Source organism: Lutimonas saemankumensis (assembly GCF_020171465.1).
In the GTDB taxonomy this organism is placed as follows: domain Bacteria; phylum Bacteroidota; class Bacteroidia; order Flavobacteriales; family Flavobacteriaceae; genus Lutimonas; species Lutimonas saemankumensis.
Window position 1 is genome coordinate 896646 of record NZ_JAIUZR010000004.1, and the last position, 15914, is coordinate 912559.

General features: G+C 39.0%; 11 protein-coding genes and 1 pseudogene. 7 read left to right on the forward strand and 5 right to left on the reverse strand.

Annotation, left to right across the window (positions count from 1 at the left end; translation table 11 throughout):
- Nucleotides 1–115: 115 nt before the first annotated feature.
- Nucleotides 116–2173 carry a methionine--tRNA ligase gene (gene metG, locus LCM02_RS11815; RefSeq protein WP_224930037.1) on the reverse strand — a complete coding sequence of 686 codons (2058 nt, stop codon included), beginning with the start codon at nt 2171–2173 and terminating at the stop codon, nt 116–118.
- Between the two features lie 150 nt (nt 2174–2323).
- On the opposite strand from metG, the gene LCM02_RS11820 reads away from it, so the two are divergent.
- Both LCM02_RS11820 and LCM02_RS11825 read left to right on the forward strand, forming a co-directional pair.
- On the forward strand, nt 2324–3328 hold the full coding sequence (locus tag LCM02_RS11820; protein ID WP_224930040.1) for a S66 peptidase family protein: 1005 nt from the start codon (nt 2324–2326) through the stop codon (nt 3326–3328).
- A gap of 4 nt (nt 3329–3332) precedes the next feature.
- The gene (locus tag LCM02_RS11825; RefSeq protein ID WP_224930043.1) at nt 3333–3692 is read left to right on the forward strand and encodes a YraN family protein; all 360 of its coding nucleotides are present in this window, start codon (nt 3333–3335) and stop codon (nt 3690–3692) included.
- A 14-nt stretch (nt 3693–3706) separates the two neighbouring features.
- Here the strand turns inward: LCM02_RS11825 and LCM02_RS11830 are convergent, their stop codons facing one another.
- Nucleotides 3707–5053 (reverse strand): thioredoxin-like domain-containing protein, encoded by a 1347-nt coding sequence (locus LCM02_RS11830; protein WP_224930047.1) that lies wholly within the window; start codon nt 5051–5053, stop codon nt 3707–3709.
- A gap of 101 nt (nt 5054–5154) precedes the next feature.
- On the opposite strand from LCM02_RS11830, the gene LCM02_RS11835 reads away from it, so the two are divergent.
- Entirely contained in the window at nt 5155–5949 is a 795-nt protein-coding gene (locus LCM02_RS11835) for an SDR family oxidoreductase (protein ID WP_224930050.1), read from the forward strand.
- 5 nt (nt 5950–5954) lie between these two features.
- Here the strand turns inward: LCM02_RS11835 and LCM02_RS11840 are convergent, their stop codons facing one another.
- The 3 genes from LCM02_RS11840 to mfd form a co-directional block, all read right to left on the reverse strand.
- Nucleotides 5955–6407: a DUF4252 domain-containing protein gene (locus LCM02_RS11840; RefSeq protein WP_224930052.1), complete on the reverse strand. Its 453-nt coding sequence runs from the start codon at nt 6405–6407 to the stop codon at nt 5955–5957.
- Nucleotides 6408–6500: 93 nt separating this feature from the next.
- The gene (locus tag LCM02_RS11845; RefSeq protein WP_224930055.1) at nt 6501–7835 is read right to left on the reverse strand and encodes a PhoH family protein; all 1335 of its coding nucleotides are present in this window, start codon (nt 7833–7835) and stop codon (nt 6501–6503) included.
- A 167-nt stretch (nt 7836–8002) separates the two neighbouring features.
- A complete protein-coding gene (mfd, locus tag LCM02_RS11850; RefSeq protein ID WP_224930060.1) occupies nt 8003–11356 on the reverse strand; it encodes a transcription-repair coupling factor in 3354 nt (1117 codons plus the stop codon).
- Nucleotides 11357–11480: 124 nt separating this feature from the next.
- On the opposite strand from mfd, the gene LCM02_RS11855 reads away from it, so the two are divergent.
- From LCM02_RS11855 to feoB, 4 genes and pseudogenes are all read left to right on the forward strand, one after another.
- A complete protein-coding gene (locus tag LCM02_RS11855; RefSeq protein WP_224930063.1) occupies nt 11481–11918 on the forward strand; it encodes a tellurite resistance TerB family protein in 438 nt (145 codons plus the stop codon).
- Nucleotides 11919–12023: 105 nt separating this feature from the next.
- Nucleotides 12024–12683, forward strand: a complete 660-nt coding sequence (locus LCM02_RS11860; RefSeq protein ID WP_224930068.1) for a metal-dependent transcriptional regulator — start codon at nt 12024–12026, stop codon at nt 12681–12683.
- A complete protein-coding gene (locus tag LCM02_RS11865) occupies nt 12683–13705 on the forward strand; it encodes a metal-dependent transcriptional regulator (RefSeq protein ID WP_224930071.1) in 1023 nt (340 codons plus the stop codon). Before LCM02_RS11860 ends, LCM02_RS11865 begins: the two co-directional genes overlap by 1 nt.
- A pseudogene (feoB, locus tag LCM02_RS11870) lies at nt 13702–15886 on the forward strand (ferrous iron transport protein B). Before LCM02_RS11865 ends, feoB begins: the two are co-directional and overlap by 4 nt.
- Nucleotides 15887–15914 lie beyond the last annotated feature (28 nt).

A 15914-nucleotide genomic window follows, 5' to 3' on the forward strand; every position in this document is an offset into this window, starting at 1 on the left:
AAAACCGGATATATGGTTGACAAGGGTGGTTAAATTATTTTAAAACTTCAATTTAGGGCATAAAAAAACATGAAACAAATCTATGTTTCATGTTTTATCAGATCAATTCCATGTATCAACTTACTTTTTCACCATTGGCAACGGTCTTTCCATCAGGTTCAATAAAACTGAGTTTCCCATCCAGAGTATCACTCATCAAAATCATTCCCTGACTTTCCACGCCTCTTAATTTTCTCGGAGCAAGGTTGACAAGTACCGTTACCTTTTGGCCTATGATTTCAGAAGGATCGAAACTCTCAGCAATTCCGCTTACGATGGTACGGGTGTCAATGCCTACATCCACTTTAAGTTTGAGAAGTTTTTTTGTTTTCGGTACTTTTTCTGCCTCAAGAATTGTCCCAATACGGATATCCAGTTTGGTAAAATCTTCAAAACTGACGGTTTCTTTTTGAGGCTCTGGCTTTACCTCTTGGGATGTTGCTTTGGAAGCTTCCAGTTTGTCGATCTGTTTTTGAATTTCTGCATCTTCAATTTTTGAAAAAAGAAGGGAAGCCTTGTTTATTTTTTGATCGGAAACCATAAAAACATTATTGGGTTCAACAGATTGCCAGCTTAAATCAACACCTGCATCAAGATTCAGCATCTTCTTCAACTTTTTACTCGTAAATGGTAAAAAAGGCTCGCTCAAAACAGACAAGGCCGAAGCGATCTGCAAAGCAACATACATGATTGTTTTAACCCTGTCAGGGTCAGTTTTAATTTTCTTCCACGGCTCTTCATCAGCAAGGTACTTGTTTCCCAGCCTTGCTAGGTTCATCAATTCAGAAAGGGCTTCTCTAAACCTGAATCTTTCAACAGATTTTGAGATGATCCCAGGATACGCATACATCAGCTTTAGGGTTTGCTGGTCCACTTCTGAAAAATCTCCGGGTTTTGGAACAACTCCTTCATAGTATTTGTTGGTCAAAACAATGACTCTGTTTACAAAATTTCCAAAAATGGCAACGAGCTCATTGTTGTTTCTCGCCTGAAAATCTTTCCACGTAAAATCGTTATCCTTTGTTTCAGGTGCATTTGCTGTTAAAACGTATCGCAGGACATCCTGTTTTTCAGGGAAATCCTCCAGGTATTCATGAAGCCAGACGGCCCAGTTTTTTGAAGTCGAAATTTTGTTTCCCTCCAGATTAAGAAACTCATTGGCAGGGACATTTTCAGGCAGAATGTAGCTTCCCTGGGCTTTTAGCATGGAAGGAAAAATGATACAATGAAAAACAATATTGTCTTTTCCTATAAAGTGCAATAATTTGGTTTCACTGTCCTTCCAGTAAGGCTCCCAGTCTTTCCCTGTTTTTTCGGCCCATTCTTTCGTTGAAGAAATATAACCAATAGGCGCATCGAACCAGACATACAAAACTTTCCCTTCCCCTCCTTCAACCGGAACAGGAATTCCCCAGTCAAGATCCCGGGTTACGGCCCTTGGTTTTAAACCATCATCAATCCATGATTTCACCTGACCTAAAACATTTGCTTTCCAATCTTTTTTATGACCTTGAAGTATCCATTCATCAAGCCATTTTTCATATTCATTAAGCGGTAGATACCAGTGTTTGGTTTCTTTTAGAGATGGAATATTTCCGGTAATTACTGATTTTGGATTGATCAGGTCCTGTGCGTTATGGCTTGTCCCGCAATTCTCGCATTGATCTCCGTAGCTTTCTTCAAAACCACATTTAGGGCATGTTCCCACTACAAATCGGTCTGCTAAAAATTGTTTTGCTTTTTCGTCATAGAGTTGAGCTGAGGTTTCTTCTAAAAACTTTCCATGCTCGTAGAGATCCTTAAAAAACCCTGAGGCGGTTTCATGATGAACTTTAGCGGAGGTTCTTGAGTAATTATCGAAGGTGATTCCGAATTCCTGAAAAGATTTTTTGATGATTTCATGGTATTTATCCACAACAGCCTGAGGCGTTGTCCCTTCGGCTTTTGCTTTTAAAGTAATTGGTACCCCATGCTCATCGGAACCACAGACAAAAGCAACGTCCTTATCATTTAACCTTAGGTACCTGGCATAAATATCAGCAGGAACATATACCCCGGCTAAATGGCCAATATGAACCGGTCCATTGGTATAAGGCAAGGCGGCTGTAATAGTATATCTTTTTGGATCTTGCATGTCATAAAATTAAGACCACAAAAGTAAGAAAAACGGAAAACATGACCCTGTTTATTTTAAATTATCAAACCTTCCCGTATTGAACTTCTTTACTCGGGTTTTAATTCGTTTTTTAATTATACTTTTATCGAAGATTTATAGAAACTTTTTATGAAAAGACATATCGCTTATTTATTGTGTTTGATTCTTGTTATGGCACAACAGGTCGAGGCTCAGAATGATGAAGAAAGGCTCATCACCAGAGACCTTGTAAAGCCACCAAGTTTAAAAAAAGGGGACACGATCATTATCCTGGCACCTGCGGGTAAGATAAAAGACAGAAGTGCGGTTGACGCCGGTATAGAACTGGCGAATCACTGGGGCCTTGTAGTGTTTTTTGGAAATCATTTACTTTCGGAAAACAATACTTTTGCAGGTACGGATCAGGAAAGATTATCTGACCTTCAAAAAGCACTTGACGATCCGAGTATCAAGGCAATATGGGCAGCAAGAGGAGGATACGGAACCGTAAGGATCATTGATGACCTGGATTTTAGCGGGTTTTCAGAAAATCCAAAATGGATCATTGGATATTCTGACATTACGGTATTGCACAATAAATTGCATGATCTTGGATACCAGTCCATTCATGGTCAGATGCCCGTGACCCTGGAACTGGAGGATCCGATTCAAAAAGAATCTATTCAGTCTTTGCACAAGGCTTTATTCGGGAAGAAAATGCAATATAAAATTCCGTCTTCAAAATTTAACCGAACCGGAAAGTCTACAGGCCAGTTGGTTGGAGGAAACCTCTCAATTGTTTACAGTATGCTTGCTTCTGACACTAATCTCAACATGCAGGGAAAAATACTTTTCATAGAAGATGTGGGAGAGGCCCTTTATCATATTGACCGTATGATGATAAGCTTAAAAAGAGCGGGTTATTTTAATGGATGTGAAGGTATACTGGTTGGAGATTTTAAATTAAAACCCAATGAGAGTAATCCTTTTGGCAAATCCCTTGAAGAAATAGTTCTAGAGGCAGCTGAGGGAACAGATTTCCCCGTCGTTTTTGATTTCCCGGCCGGACATCTGGACGACAACCGATCGTTAATTCTTGGGAGCTACATCGACCTTAACGCCAACAAGAACAGAGCCAGAATCAAATTTAATTGAGTTCATGGCTGCCCACAATGAATTAGGATTTGAAGGAGAAAGAATTGCGGTTGAATTTCTGAAGAATAAAGGCTATCAGATCAGGCAGCAGAATTGGCGATTTCAAAAGGCAGAAATCGACATTATTGCCCAAAAAGATGATTTGATTGTCATCGTAGAAGTAAAAACCAGGTCCAGTAGTGATTTTGGTAAACCCCAGGAGTTTGTGAGCGGACAAAAGATAAAGTTTTTAATGAGAGCCGCTCATAATTACCTGCTGTCAAACAAAATTGATAAGGAAATTCGTTTTGACATTATAGCTGTAATCAAGAATTCCAATGAAGTAAATATCGAGCATTTAACAGATGCTTTCCACCTTTTTTAATTTTCATCGAGATATTATCTGGTTTCAAACATGGATTTTAATTCATTGAAATCTTCAGGTTTAGCAAGGATATTTTTGTTTGAATCAAGAACCAGATATGTAGGGATGGCAGTGATCCCGTAATTCTCAACTTTTTGACTCGACCATTTATCTAAATCCAAAATATTGATAAATTCGTCGTAACCTTTGGTCATAATTTCCCAGCTTCTTTTTTCGTCTTCAAGCCCTACAGCCACTACTTTAATATTTTCAATGCCGCTTATGAACTTGTAAAACTCAGGTATTTCTATTTGACAATGAGGACAGTTGGAGCTAAAAAATAACACAACGTAATAATCCGTTCCTGAGAGTTCATAAAGGGAAGTTTCAACTCCGTTCTCAGACCAGCTGAAATCAGGAGCCCTGACCCCGATCATTGTTTTTATCGAAGCATTGATTCTACTGATCATCTCTTTATTTAAAGACTCCTCAGGAAGCTTTAAGTAATATTCATTAAGTACGTGATTGATCATTTCTACATTTTCCTGCTCCAGATAAGTTTCCAGCAATTCTTCCTCGAATTCCATTTTGATCTCGTCATATTGATCCATCCAGAGAACTGCTTTTTCAATGGCATCCTTTTGCAATTCATTTTGCCTCTCCAGTGTTTCGGCCTGATTCAGGTAGAAAACATAATCGTTCAGCCGGTTGTATATAAAGGTTGAATGCGACAAAACCTCGTCAGAAAGATCCATCGCATCAAAGAAGTGCATTTTTATCATGTTCAGATACTCCTGGGGGTTCTCAATAGGTTCTGCAGCATTATGCTGTGCACTAGCTCTGATAAAATGATTTGCAAGTAACTCAGAGGATCTGGCTTCATAATCTTTTTGAATCGCAGTAAGTTCTTCAAGAATCGAAGTATAAGATTTTTTTAATGTTTTCTTTTCCTTTTTATCACCGGACTCAAAGAAAAGGACCTGAACAGAATCTAATTTTTCCTGTATCGCTCGAATGTTTTTGTAATAACTCCGATAAATTTTGTTTTCAGCTGACTCTAAAAAATATATGGTGGATTCCGGATTATTAGGGTCAAATGAAAACTCAATTTCTTCCTGATTATAGATAAATTCAACATATAAATCATTCTCAATCTGATAATAGGCACGGTAGACTCCCGGTGATTGATTTTCATCAACATTAAACGTGAATTGACCATCTATAACATCAGCATTATCAACATAGCTTTGCTCTCCGTTTTGCATCTGATAAAGCAGAATCCACGAGTAGTCATGGTCGGGATCAATAGTTCCTTTTATGGAATACTGGGCTTGCACGTATGAACTTGCAGCGAGAAGGATAACAAGTAAATAAGTCTTCATAAAGGATTTTTAACAAATGTACAATATTCCTCAATATTGTTATGATCAGGAACTATTGCATTGGTGAGGTCTAAACTTATTATATTTGGGAAACATCTGATATGAAAATGAATAATAAGGTCGTATGGATTACCGGAGCTTCCTCAGGAATAGGAGCAGCTCTTGCCGGCGAATATTCCAAACTGGGCACTCGTCTGATTCTCTCATCAAGAAATCTTGAATCTTTGGAAACAGTTCGTTCACAATGCAGATTTCCGGATAAAATAAGGATCCTCGAAATGGATCTTGAGCAATATGAAATTTTATCAGAATCGGTGGATAAAGCGGTTGGATTTTTTGGTAAAATAGATGTTCTGATCAATAATGCAGGAATAAGTCAAAGGTCTTTTGCTGCTGACACAGATCTGGCCGTGGACAAAAAAATAATTGATATCAACTATTTTGGAACAATTTCCCTGACCAAAGGGCTAATTCCTCATTTCAGAGAACAAAATGGTGGGCACTTTGTGGTGGTGACAAGTGTAGTTGGAAAAATAGGCACACCTCTCAGAAGTTCATATTCTGCTTCAAAACATGCTCTGCATGGATTTTTTGATTCCCTGAGAGCAGAATTATTTGAGGACAATATTAAGGTCACACTGATCTGTCCCGGTTATGTAAGAACAAATGTTTCCATCAACGCGGTAACAGGTTCAGGCAAGAAACAGGGAACAATGGATCATGCCACAGAAAATGGTCTCGACCCCAATGAATTTGCTAAGAAGGCTATAAGAGCCATCAGGAATGAACGGCAGGAGCTAGTAATTGGAGGGTTAAAGGAGCGACTAGCCGTATGGGTAAAAAGATTCTTTCCATTGATTTTGTCCAGAATGATTAGAAAAATAAAAGTAACATAGATTTTTTATACTTCTGTTTGAATCAGATTGTCCAGATCTTCCTGGGTTAAATTCGTTTTTAAACCGATCAATACCAGATCTTCTCCTGAAGAGATTTCCAATACAATTTCTTTGATTCGATCCTTTTTTTCAAGGGTAAAAAACGCAAGTTTATCATTCTCACTTTTTAATTTAACCATCTCTTCAAATTTTGACCGGTTAATAAACTTGTCAAACTTATCGGATTTATCTTCAGCGTTATCCGAGAAAACGAGAATTCTGATGTGTTTGGCCTTCTTCAACAGGGGCTTTATATCCTCGAGGTCCTCATCAGGTAAAAAATTGGCTATTAAGGAGCTGCTTAATCCAAATGAGAAATTCGAATCATCTTCATGGTTTTGATAGAAGGTATTAAAAGAGGTATTGGTTGCGCAGGAAGTACTCAGTATAACGGCAACCAGTAATATAAATTTTTTCATAAGTAGTGTTTTACCTATGACGACTGAGTTGATAAAATGTAACAAAAAAACCCAGAGATTCGTAGAGGTTGAATCCCTGGGAAAGGAAAATTGTTAAAGCATTTCATTTGCTAAATTGGCTAACTGAGAACGTTCTCCCTTCTCAAGTTTGATATGTGCAAAGAGAGAATTTCCTTTTAGCCTGTCGATCAAATAGGTGAGCCCATTACTGTGTTCATCCATATAAGGGGTGTCTATCTGATTGATGTCTCCGGTAAAGATCACTTTTGTGCCTTCACCTGCTCTTGTTATAATCGTTTTAACCTCGTGCGGTGTTAAATTCTGAGCTTCGTCTATAATAAATATGGCATTGGTCAGACTTCGACCTCTGATAAAGGCCAGTGCTGTTATTGTTAAAAGGCCGGATTCTTCTAATTGCTTCAGGACACGGCTCTTTTTTTCGTTTGCCTTGAATTGATTTTTTATAAAATTCAGGTTATCCCATAAGGGTTGCATATAAGGTGAAATTTTGTCTTCAGCATCCCCCGGCAAATATCCTATTTCCCGGTTGCTCAAAGGTATGATTGGCCTCGCAAGAATGATCTGGTCGTATTTGTTCTTCTGCTCTAGGGCCGAAGCCAGAGCCAGTAAGGTTTTTCCGGTTCCGGCAACTCCTTCCAGCGCAACAAGTTTGATTTCTTCATTAAGTAAAGCGTTCAGCCCAAAAGTTTGTTCAGCATTTCTGGGTTTGATACCGAATACATATTTTTTATCTACCTTTTCGATGGAATCTGATTCTCCATTATATCTGGCAAGAACTGAATTCGTACAATTGTTAAGAATATAATATCCATTGGTTATTTTTTCTTTACCCAAAATACCTTTTTCTTTCACCCTGTTTTTCTGATAGATGCGCTGGATGATTTCGGCATCTATATTTTCAATGACAGGGAGACCTTCAGAAAATTTTTTGATGTTTTTGACTTTTCCGGTTTCATAATCTTCAGAGGTCAATCCAATGGCTTTGGCCTTAATCCTGAGATTGATATCTTTCGTTACAAGGATAATCTGATGTCTTTTTTCTTCATTTTGAAGAGAGATGGCAGCATTGATAATTTTATGGTCATTTTTACGGTTTCCATAGATTTCTTCGGCATCCACCTTATCAAGAGTAAGCTCATCCATAATCACTTTGATCTTACCCCTGTCATCGCCGAGCTCCATCCATTTGTTCAAACCATTGTTTCCTGAAAGTTTGTCCAGAAACCGGATTACCTCTCTGGCTTCAAAGTTTTTAGTCTCGTTTCCGATCTTAAACTGGTCAAGTTCTTCAAGAACCGTAATCGGAATTGCTACGTCATTTTCTTCGAAACTTGTGATAGAGTTGTGGTCAAATAATAATACTGAAGTGTCAAGAACATAAATTTTCTTTGTAGTGTTTTTCTTCATATACAGTCTTTTAGGCGAGGCCCTGCCGCTAAATTATCAGCAGGGTTATTTTTTCATAGGCAGCGGTGCAAATAGCTGCATTTAATTTTTTAAAAATGTACAAAAAAATAGGATTGAACAAAGTTGGATTACTCAAAATATGAGCAGACTTATCAACAAGAAATTAACTAAATGCTTTTTAATGTTTCCAAAGCCTTTTCAACACTGTCAATTCGGATGAAGGTAATTAACAGCCGGAGTCCTTTTTTGGTCTCCTTTTCTTTCATAACACAAGACGTGCCGTTTTTCTGAACATACTGAAGTATTCGGGTGAAATATTCACTTTGATAAAAATCGCTTTGCTGATCTGAAAGGAAATAGCCTATCATTCGTTTTTGCTTTAGGATCAGGCGTTCAAGGCCAAATTGTTTTCCAATCCATTTGAGCCTTACTGAATTTAAAAGGTCTACAGCTTCAACGGGAAGCTCACCAAATCGGTCAACCAGTTTATCTTCAAAAGGCTTTAGTTCTTCTTCGGTTTCGAGTTCACTCAACTCTTTGTATAAGCTCAGTCTTTCGGCAATATTGTTGATATAATCATCAGGGAAAAGAATTTCAAAGTCAGAGTCAATCTGAACCTCTTTGACATATTCCCGGGTTGTTTCACCTTCTTGCTGGTACAGATCCTTGAATTCATTCTCTTTTAATTCCTGAATGGCTTCATTAAGGATTTTCTGATACGTTTCAAAACCAATATCATTAATAAATCCGCTTTGCTCAGCTCCTAACAGATCTCCCGCACCTCTTATTTCGAGATCTTTCATCGCTATGTAAAAACCGCTTCCAAGATCTGAATGCAGCTCAAGAGCCTGAATTCTTTTACGGGCATCATCAGTCATCATATGGTAGGGAGGAGTGATCAGGTAACAGAAGGCTTTTTTATTGGATCTCCCAACTCGACCCCTCATTTGATGAAGGTCACTTAATCCGAAATTATTGGCGTTATTGATAAATATAGTATTTGCATTGGGCACATCAAGGCCACTTTCCACAATAGTTGTACTCACAAGGACATCGAAATCTCCATTGATAAACTGAAGCATCAACTGTTCAAGTTTCTTGCCTTCCATCTGCCCGTGACCTATTCCTATTTTTGCATCTGGTACGAGTCTCTGAATAAGGCCGGCTACCTCCCTGATGTTTTCTATTCGGTTATGAATAAAGAATACCTGTCCTCCTCTCAGTATTTCATATCGAATAGCATCCCTTATAGTTTCCTCTCCAAACCGGATCACATTTGTTTCTATGGGATGTCGGTTGGGAGGAGGGGTTTTTATTACAGAAAGATCTCTGGCAGCCATAAGAGAAAACTGAAGTGTACGAGGGATCGGTGTTGCGGTAAGGGTCAAGGTGTCTATATTCTCCTTCAGGGTTTTTAATTTGTCCTTAACGGCGACCCCAAATTTCTGCTCTTCGTCAATAATAAGCAGCCCAAGATCCTTAAAAGAAACATTTTTACTCACCAGCTGATGGGTCCCAATAACAATATCAATGCCGCCGTCACTCAATCCGGCAAGAACTTCTTTTCGTTGTTTGGCTGTTCTGAATCGATTCAGATAATCTACCTTAAGAGGAAAATCCTTCAATCGTTCTCTAAAGGTTTTAGCATGTTGAAAGGCAAGTATGGTTGTTGGGACCAGTATGGCAACCTGCTTTCCGTTGTCCACTGCCTTAAAAGCCGCTCGTATTGCGATTTCGGTTTTGCCAAAACCAACATCCCCACAGATCAGTCTATCCATAGGCTGATCCTTTTCCATGTCCGCCTTAACTGCCTCAGTGGCACTGAGCTGGTCGGGAGTGTCTTCGTAAATAAAACTTGCCTCAAGTTCATGCTGAAGATAACTGTCTTGTTTATAGGCATAGCCTTTTTGAAGTTTCCTCTTGGCGTATAATTCAATCAGATTATAGGCAATGTGCTTTACCCGGGTCTTGGTTTTCTGTTTTAAATTTTTCCAGACATTGGATCCTAGTTTATGCACTTTGGGAGCTTTCCCATCTTTTCCATTGTATTTCGTGATCTTATGGAGTGCATGAATACTTATGTACAAAACATCCCTTTCGCCATATACGAGCTTGATCGCTTCTTGTTTTTTGCCTTCCACATCGATCTTGTGCAGACCTCCAAAACGTCCAATTCCATGATCGATATGTGTAACGTAATCTCCAATTTCAAGATTGGTCAGTTCTTTTAGCTGAATAGACTGTTTTTTGGCAAACCCGCTTTTTAACCTGAATTTGTGATACCGCTCAAAGATTTGATGATCAGTATAGCAGACAATTTTTAAATCTCGATCTGTAAAGCCCTGATACAACGGCGTAGTGACTGTTTCATACTGAACTTCGGTTTCCAGATCGTCAAAAATATCATGAAACCTTTTGGCTTGATTTTCATTGTCACAAAACAGATAATTGATAAAGCCATTGCCAGTATTCTCATTAAGCGTCTCAATCAGCAGTTCAAACTGTTTGTTAAATGCGGGCTGAGGAATGGTATCAAAATTTATGACTCTATCATTTAGCTGAGGCCCCTTTGGATCTATAAACACACAGTTAAATTCAGAAAGCTGTTCTTCTATTAGGTCTCCGGTACAAAACAATTCCTCCGGATTGCTTTGTTTTATTTCGCCCTCAAGCTTTTCAAAGGCCTCTTTTGCTCTTTCAAACAGTTTGTCCAGCCTGTGTTTATTAATCTCGTTGTCTTTGGAAAAGATCACAGTTTTAGAAGAAATGTATTTTAAAAAACTTTGCCTTTTTTCTTCAAGAAACTTGTTTTCAACATTCGGCATGATGTCTATCTTGTTCAGACGACTGATCGAAAGTTGAGACTCAATATCAAAGGTTCTTATACTGTCAATCTCATCCCCGAAAAATTCGATTCTGAAGGGGTGATCGTTCGAAAAGGAAAAAACATCAATAATACCACCTCTGATGGCAAAATCCCCGGGATCAATCACGAAATCAACCCGGTTGAACTTATATTCATGCAAGAGGTCATGAATAAAGTCAATTGAAAGGGAGTCCCCCACGCTGAGTTTTAAGGTATTTCGCTTTAGCTCACTTTTTGTGATAACCTGCTCAAAGAGGGCATCGGCATAGGTAACGATCAGCGCCGGTTTCTTTTGAGAATTGATCCTGTTGAGTACTTCGGCTCTTAAAAGAATGTTTGCGTTATCCGTATCCTCAATCTGATAAGGCCTTCTGTAGGAACCCGGATAAAAAAGAACATCGTGTTTTCTTTGAGATTTGTTTGCATCGAGGAGTTGCTCCAGGTCATTAAGAAAATAAGCGGCCTCTTCCTTATCACCGCAAATTAGCAAGAGAGGTTTTCCTATTGCCTGATAAACCGAGGAGATCACCATGGACAATGAGGATCCTGACAGATTGCTGATTCCAATCTGCGCATTATCTTTTTGAATTCGGTTTACAATTTCTTTAACCTTATCAAAATCGGAATAAAGTTGAGCAATGTGTTGCTTACTCAAGGTATCTGTTTTTCAGCAAATATAAGTCGAATAGCTCAGACTTTTACCGCAAATTTTGAAGGGATTGGGTTATAAGATTATTAATTTTTTGTATCTTTAGATAGTAACCTAAACACCTGTAGCTATGGGAATTTCTGATTTGTATATGGGTATAGGACAGAAAAGAAACATCAGTCATTTTGCAAATATTGTCAGAATTGCAAAATCTGATAATCAGATCTCGCCTGAAGAAATTGAATTTCTATCCAAAGTTTCGAAAAAGTATAATATATCTGATGAAAAATTCAAGGAGATATTGAGGTCCCCGGAGGATATTCCTACTCTGGCACATATTGAGTGTGTTGAAAGAATTGAAAGATTATACGAATTATTGGTGATGGTTAAGGCTGATCATCACATAGAAAATGCAGAGGTTGCTGTCTTGAGAAAAATTGTAACGGGCCTGGCTTTTCCTTTAAAACTTGTGGATGAAATTGTTGACCATTCGTTAACGATCAACCTTGATTCTGCGGACATCGAATCTTTTAAAAGGTCCATACTTGACTTATTACATCTAAAATAAATCATTCAGGATAGAATAAATCAATATTCTCACTGGGATACAGGCTTTTTGATTAAATAATTTAGATATAACTAAAAAAATATTTAAATTTGCAAAAAAAATAGCATGTATTCCCAGGCAGAAGAGAATTATTTAAAAACTATTTACAACTTAGAGAACAGGTACGGCAGCGACGTAAGTACGAACCTGATAGCCAGTAAAACCAATACCAAAGCCTCCTCGGTAACCGACATGTTAAAAAAACTGTCAGCAAAGAACCTTGTTCAGTACAGAAAATACCAAGGTGTTCATCTCACAGAGTTAGGAAGAAAGGGGGCCTTAAAGGTAATAAGAAAGCACAGGTTATGGGAATCTTTTCTTGTACAAAAACTCAATTTCAAATGGGATGAGGTGCATGATATAGCAGAGCAGTTGGAGCATGTTAAATCAGAGGTTTTGATAGACAAATTAGATGCTTTTTTAAAATTTCCAAAGCTGGACCCTCACGGAGACCCTATTCCTGATGCCCATGGAAGAACCATATTGAACAAAACAGTAGTAATTTCAGAAATGAAAATTGGTTCGGCAGGAGTTTTTGTGGGAGTACGTGATTCTTCATCTGAGTTTTTACAGTACCTGAATAAGAAAAACCTGGCTTTGGGAGATAGAATTAAAGTAATTGATATCGAACCTTTTGATGGCTCTTATCATATTGAAACCAGAACCCACAGGTTGGTAATCACCAACAGCGTGGCCGATAACCTTTGTTTGAAAAACGTTAAGTAATGAGCTATAATCCGTTAACAGCTTTATTAATTTTTACAGGTGGCGTCATACTGGCCTACGTCCTTTTCAGACCTGTTAAGGGATGGTACTGGTTATTGAGAAATAACTGGAAGTCAAATGAAAAGACAGTAATAGAAGATATCCTAAAACAACTTTACAGACTGGAAAGTTATGGTTCTGAAACGGATATTACGGCCCTTACAAATTCTTTAAAATTTAAAGACAGTACAGTAATTGAAGCCATCCACAAAATGTCAGTCAATGAATTGGTTAAAGTGGAGGGAGATCTTATCGGGCTGACAAAAGAAGGCAGGCAATATGCCCTCAGGATCATAAGGGTTCACAGGTTGTGGGAAAAATACCTGGCTGAAAAGACGGGGTTTGACAAGTCTGAATGGCATGATCGGGCGGAAGAGATGGAACACGTTCTGAGCCATGAAGAAACAGATGTTCTTGCTACTGAATTGGGGAATCCTATGTATGATCCCCATGGTGATCCTATACCAAATACACTGGGAAAGCTTAAGGAGGTGAACGGTTTTCCCCTATCTTCTCTTGAAGTGGAAAGTATCGGTAAGATTGTACACATAGAGGATGAGCCTGATGTTATTTATAAGCAGATACTGGCTGAAAAGATATATATAGGATCTGTCATAAGGGTCGAAGAAAAAAACAGTGAGCGGATTGTTTTTTATTCTGAAGGGGAAGAATTCGTTCTGGCACCTATTGTTGCAGCCAACATTACGGTTGCAGAATTAAAAAAAGAAACGGTTGAAGAAGACACTTTCAGACTTTCAGGTTTACTGGAAGGGGAAGTGGCAAAAATTACGGGAATGTCGAAAGAATGCCGGGGTGAAAACAGGAGAAGGTTACTCGATCTTGGTTTCGTTAAAGGCGCTGAGATTAGTATAGACTTAAGTAGTCCGATGAAAAATCCGATTGCCTACAAAATTAAAGGCAGCAGTATTGCTCTTAGAAAGGACCAGGCATCCAAAATATTGATCAGTAAAATTGAATCATGAGTAAGAAATCAGAATCGGCATGTGAATCATGCGTCCATCATAATGCTGACAGTTTGAAGAAACTGGGTGTTCATACAGATAATTTCGACCACGTACTGGCGATCGCAGGAAACCCCAACACGGGTAAGAGTACCGTGTTCAACGCACTGACCGGTTTGCGTCAACATACAGGAAACTGGCCAGGGAAAACAGTTAGCAGGGCGGAAGGGGCCTATATTTACGCGGAAAAAAAATACAAACTTGTGGATTTGCCTGGAACCTATTCTCTGTTGTCTACCTCACAGGACGAAGAAGTAGCGAGAAACTTTATTCTTTTTGGAAAGCCGGATGTTACAATAATCGTTGCAGATGCCTGCAGGCTTGAAAGAAACCTGAATTTGGTTTTACAGATCCTTGAGATCACGGATAAGGCGGTTTTATGTTTGAATTTGATGGATGAGGCGGACAGAAACAATATACAAATTGACGTACGGAGCTTGTCAAAAGACCTGGGAATTCCGGTTGTGCCAACCAGTGCCAGATATCAGAAAGGAATTCCTGAGCTTCTAAAAACCATAGACGAAATAGCTTCGGGTAAGATTGTTTGTAAACCCAGGCAAATCAAAAATGTTCCGAAGAAAATTTTGAAAGCTGTGACAAAACTTAGTCAGGAGATTGAGTCTGAATTTCCTGAAATTCCAAATAGCAGATGGATAGCTTTAAGGCTTTTGGAGGGAGACACAAGAATAATTGATGCGCTTAAAACAGGAGAATTCGTTTAAAATGGAAAACACATCAGTAGATAGAATATTAGCCATGACCAACGAACTCCGTTGGAAGATAGGTGAGGATTTTCACGATAATCTTGCAGAAGGAATCTATGCGGATGCTTCTGAAATCGCTGAAAGCGCAGTGCTAAAGGAATCAGGCAAGAAACGATTCCGAATGGATCGGAAAATAGATGAGATTGTTACGAGTAAAACCTGGGGTTTTCCCATCATGTTCCTCCTTCTGGGCCTAGTATTGTGGATAACAATTGAAGGTGCCAACTACCCATCCGCAATGCTCGCCGAATTGCTGCTCAATACCATTCATCCTGTTTTAAAGAATTTCGCAGCCGGGATAGGAATGCCTTGGTGGTTGGACGGATTTCTGATCGATGGAGTTTATCTTGCAGTTGCCTGGGTTATTGCCGTGATGTTGCCTCCTATGGCAATTTTTTTTCCGCTTTTCACCTTATTGGAAGACTTTGGTTATTTACCTCGCGTAGCCTTTAATATGGATAACCTTTTTAGAAGGACTGGTGCTCATGGTAAACAGGCACTGACCATGAGTATGGGATTCGGATGTAACGCAGCCGGTGTCGTTGCCACCAGAATAATTGATAGTCCAAGAGAACGATTGATCGCCATAATTACCAATAATTTCTCTTTGTGTAATGGTCGCTGGCCAACTCAAATCTTAATAGCAACTATTTTCATCGGTGCCGCTGTACCGGCTGGTTTTTCAAGCCTTGCCTCGCTACTATCGGTTGTTGGAATAGCAATTCTGGGTATTGCGTTCATGTTTTTGGTTTCCTGGGGGCTTTCAAGAACGGTTTTAAAAGGCGAGGTCTCAACGTTTAATCTGGAACTGCCACCTTACAGGCCCCCCAGGTTTTGGAAGACCATTTATACCTCGATCATCGACAGGACATTGATCGTGTTATGGAGAGCCATTGTATTTGCAGCTCCGGCAGGTGCAGTTATATGGTTGATATCGAATATACACATAGGTGAAATGAGCATTGCAGGATGGGCCGTCCAGAGTATGGATGGGTTTGGATTTTTATTGGGATTAAATGGGGTGATACTACTCGCTTACATTGTTGCCATTCCTGCAAATGAAATTGTAATTCCAACGGTACTTATGCTTACGGTTCTGGTGACGGGAGTTGCCGGAGGCGAGGGTGCAGGCGTTATGTTTGAACTGGATTCTGCTTCGGATACGGCTACGATTTTAAAGTCAGGGGGATGGACCTTGCTAACTGCAGTTAATCTTATGTTATTCAGCTTGTTACATAATCCGTGCAGTACCACAATATACACCATATACAAGGAAACCAATAGTGTTAAATGGACAACAATTGCCTCCATTCTTCCAGTTATTTTAGGATTTGTAGTTACCTTTTTAGTAGCTCAGATCTGGAGAATACTGGCTTGAGCCCGGAACAGAAAAAAACTTAATTTTT

Bases quoted from the DNA above. Each gene is read 5' to 3' on its own strand.
- LCM02_RS11865 (WP_224930071.1), top strand. From the start codon at position 12,683: ATGAGCTATAATCCGTTAACAGCTTTATTAATTTTTACAGGTGGCGTC.
- LCM02_RS11825 (WP_224930043.1), top strand. From the start codon at position 3,333: ATGGCTGCCCACAATGAATTAGGATTTGAAGGAGAAAGAATTGCGGTT.
- metG (WP_224930037.1), bottom strand. From the start codon at position 2,173: ATGCAAGATCCAAAAAGATATACTATTACAGCCGCCTTGCCTTATACC.
- LCM02_RS11845 (WP_224930055.1), bottom strand. From the start codon at position 7,835: ATGAAGAAAAACACTACAAAGAAAATTTATGTTCTTGACACTTCAGTA.
- LCM02_RS11840 (WP_224930052.1), bottom strand. From the start codon at position 6,407: ATGAAAAAATTTATATTACTGGTTGCCGTTATACTGAGTACTTCCTGC.
- LCM02_RS11830 (WP_224930047.1), bottom strand. From the start codon at position 5,053: ATGAAGACTTATTTACTTGTTATCCTTCTCGCTGCAAGTTCATACGTG.
- LCM02_RS11820 (WP_224930040.1), top strand. From the start codon at position 2,324: ATGAAAAGACATATCGCTTATTTATTGTGTTTGATTCTTGTTATGGCA.
- LCM02_RS11835 (WP_224930050.1), top strand. From the start codon at position 5,155: ATGAAAATGAATAATAAGGTCGTATGGATTACCGGAGCTTCCTCAGGA.
- LCM02_RS11855 (WP_224930063.1), top strand. From the start codon at position 11,481: ATGGGAATTTCTGATTTGTATATGGGTATAGGACAGAAAAGAAACATC.
- LCM02_RS11860 (WP_224930068.1), top strand. From the start codon at position 12,024: ATGTATTCCCAGGCAGAAGAGAATTATTTAAAAACTATTTACAACTTA.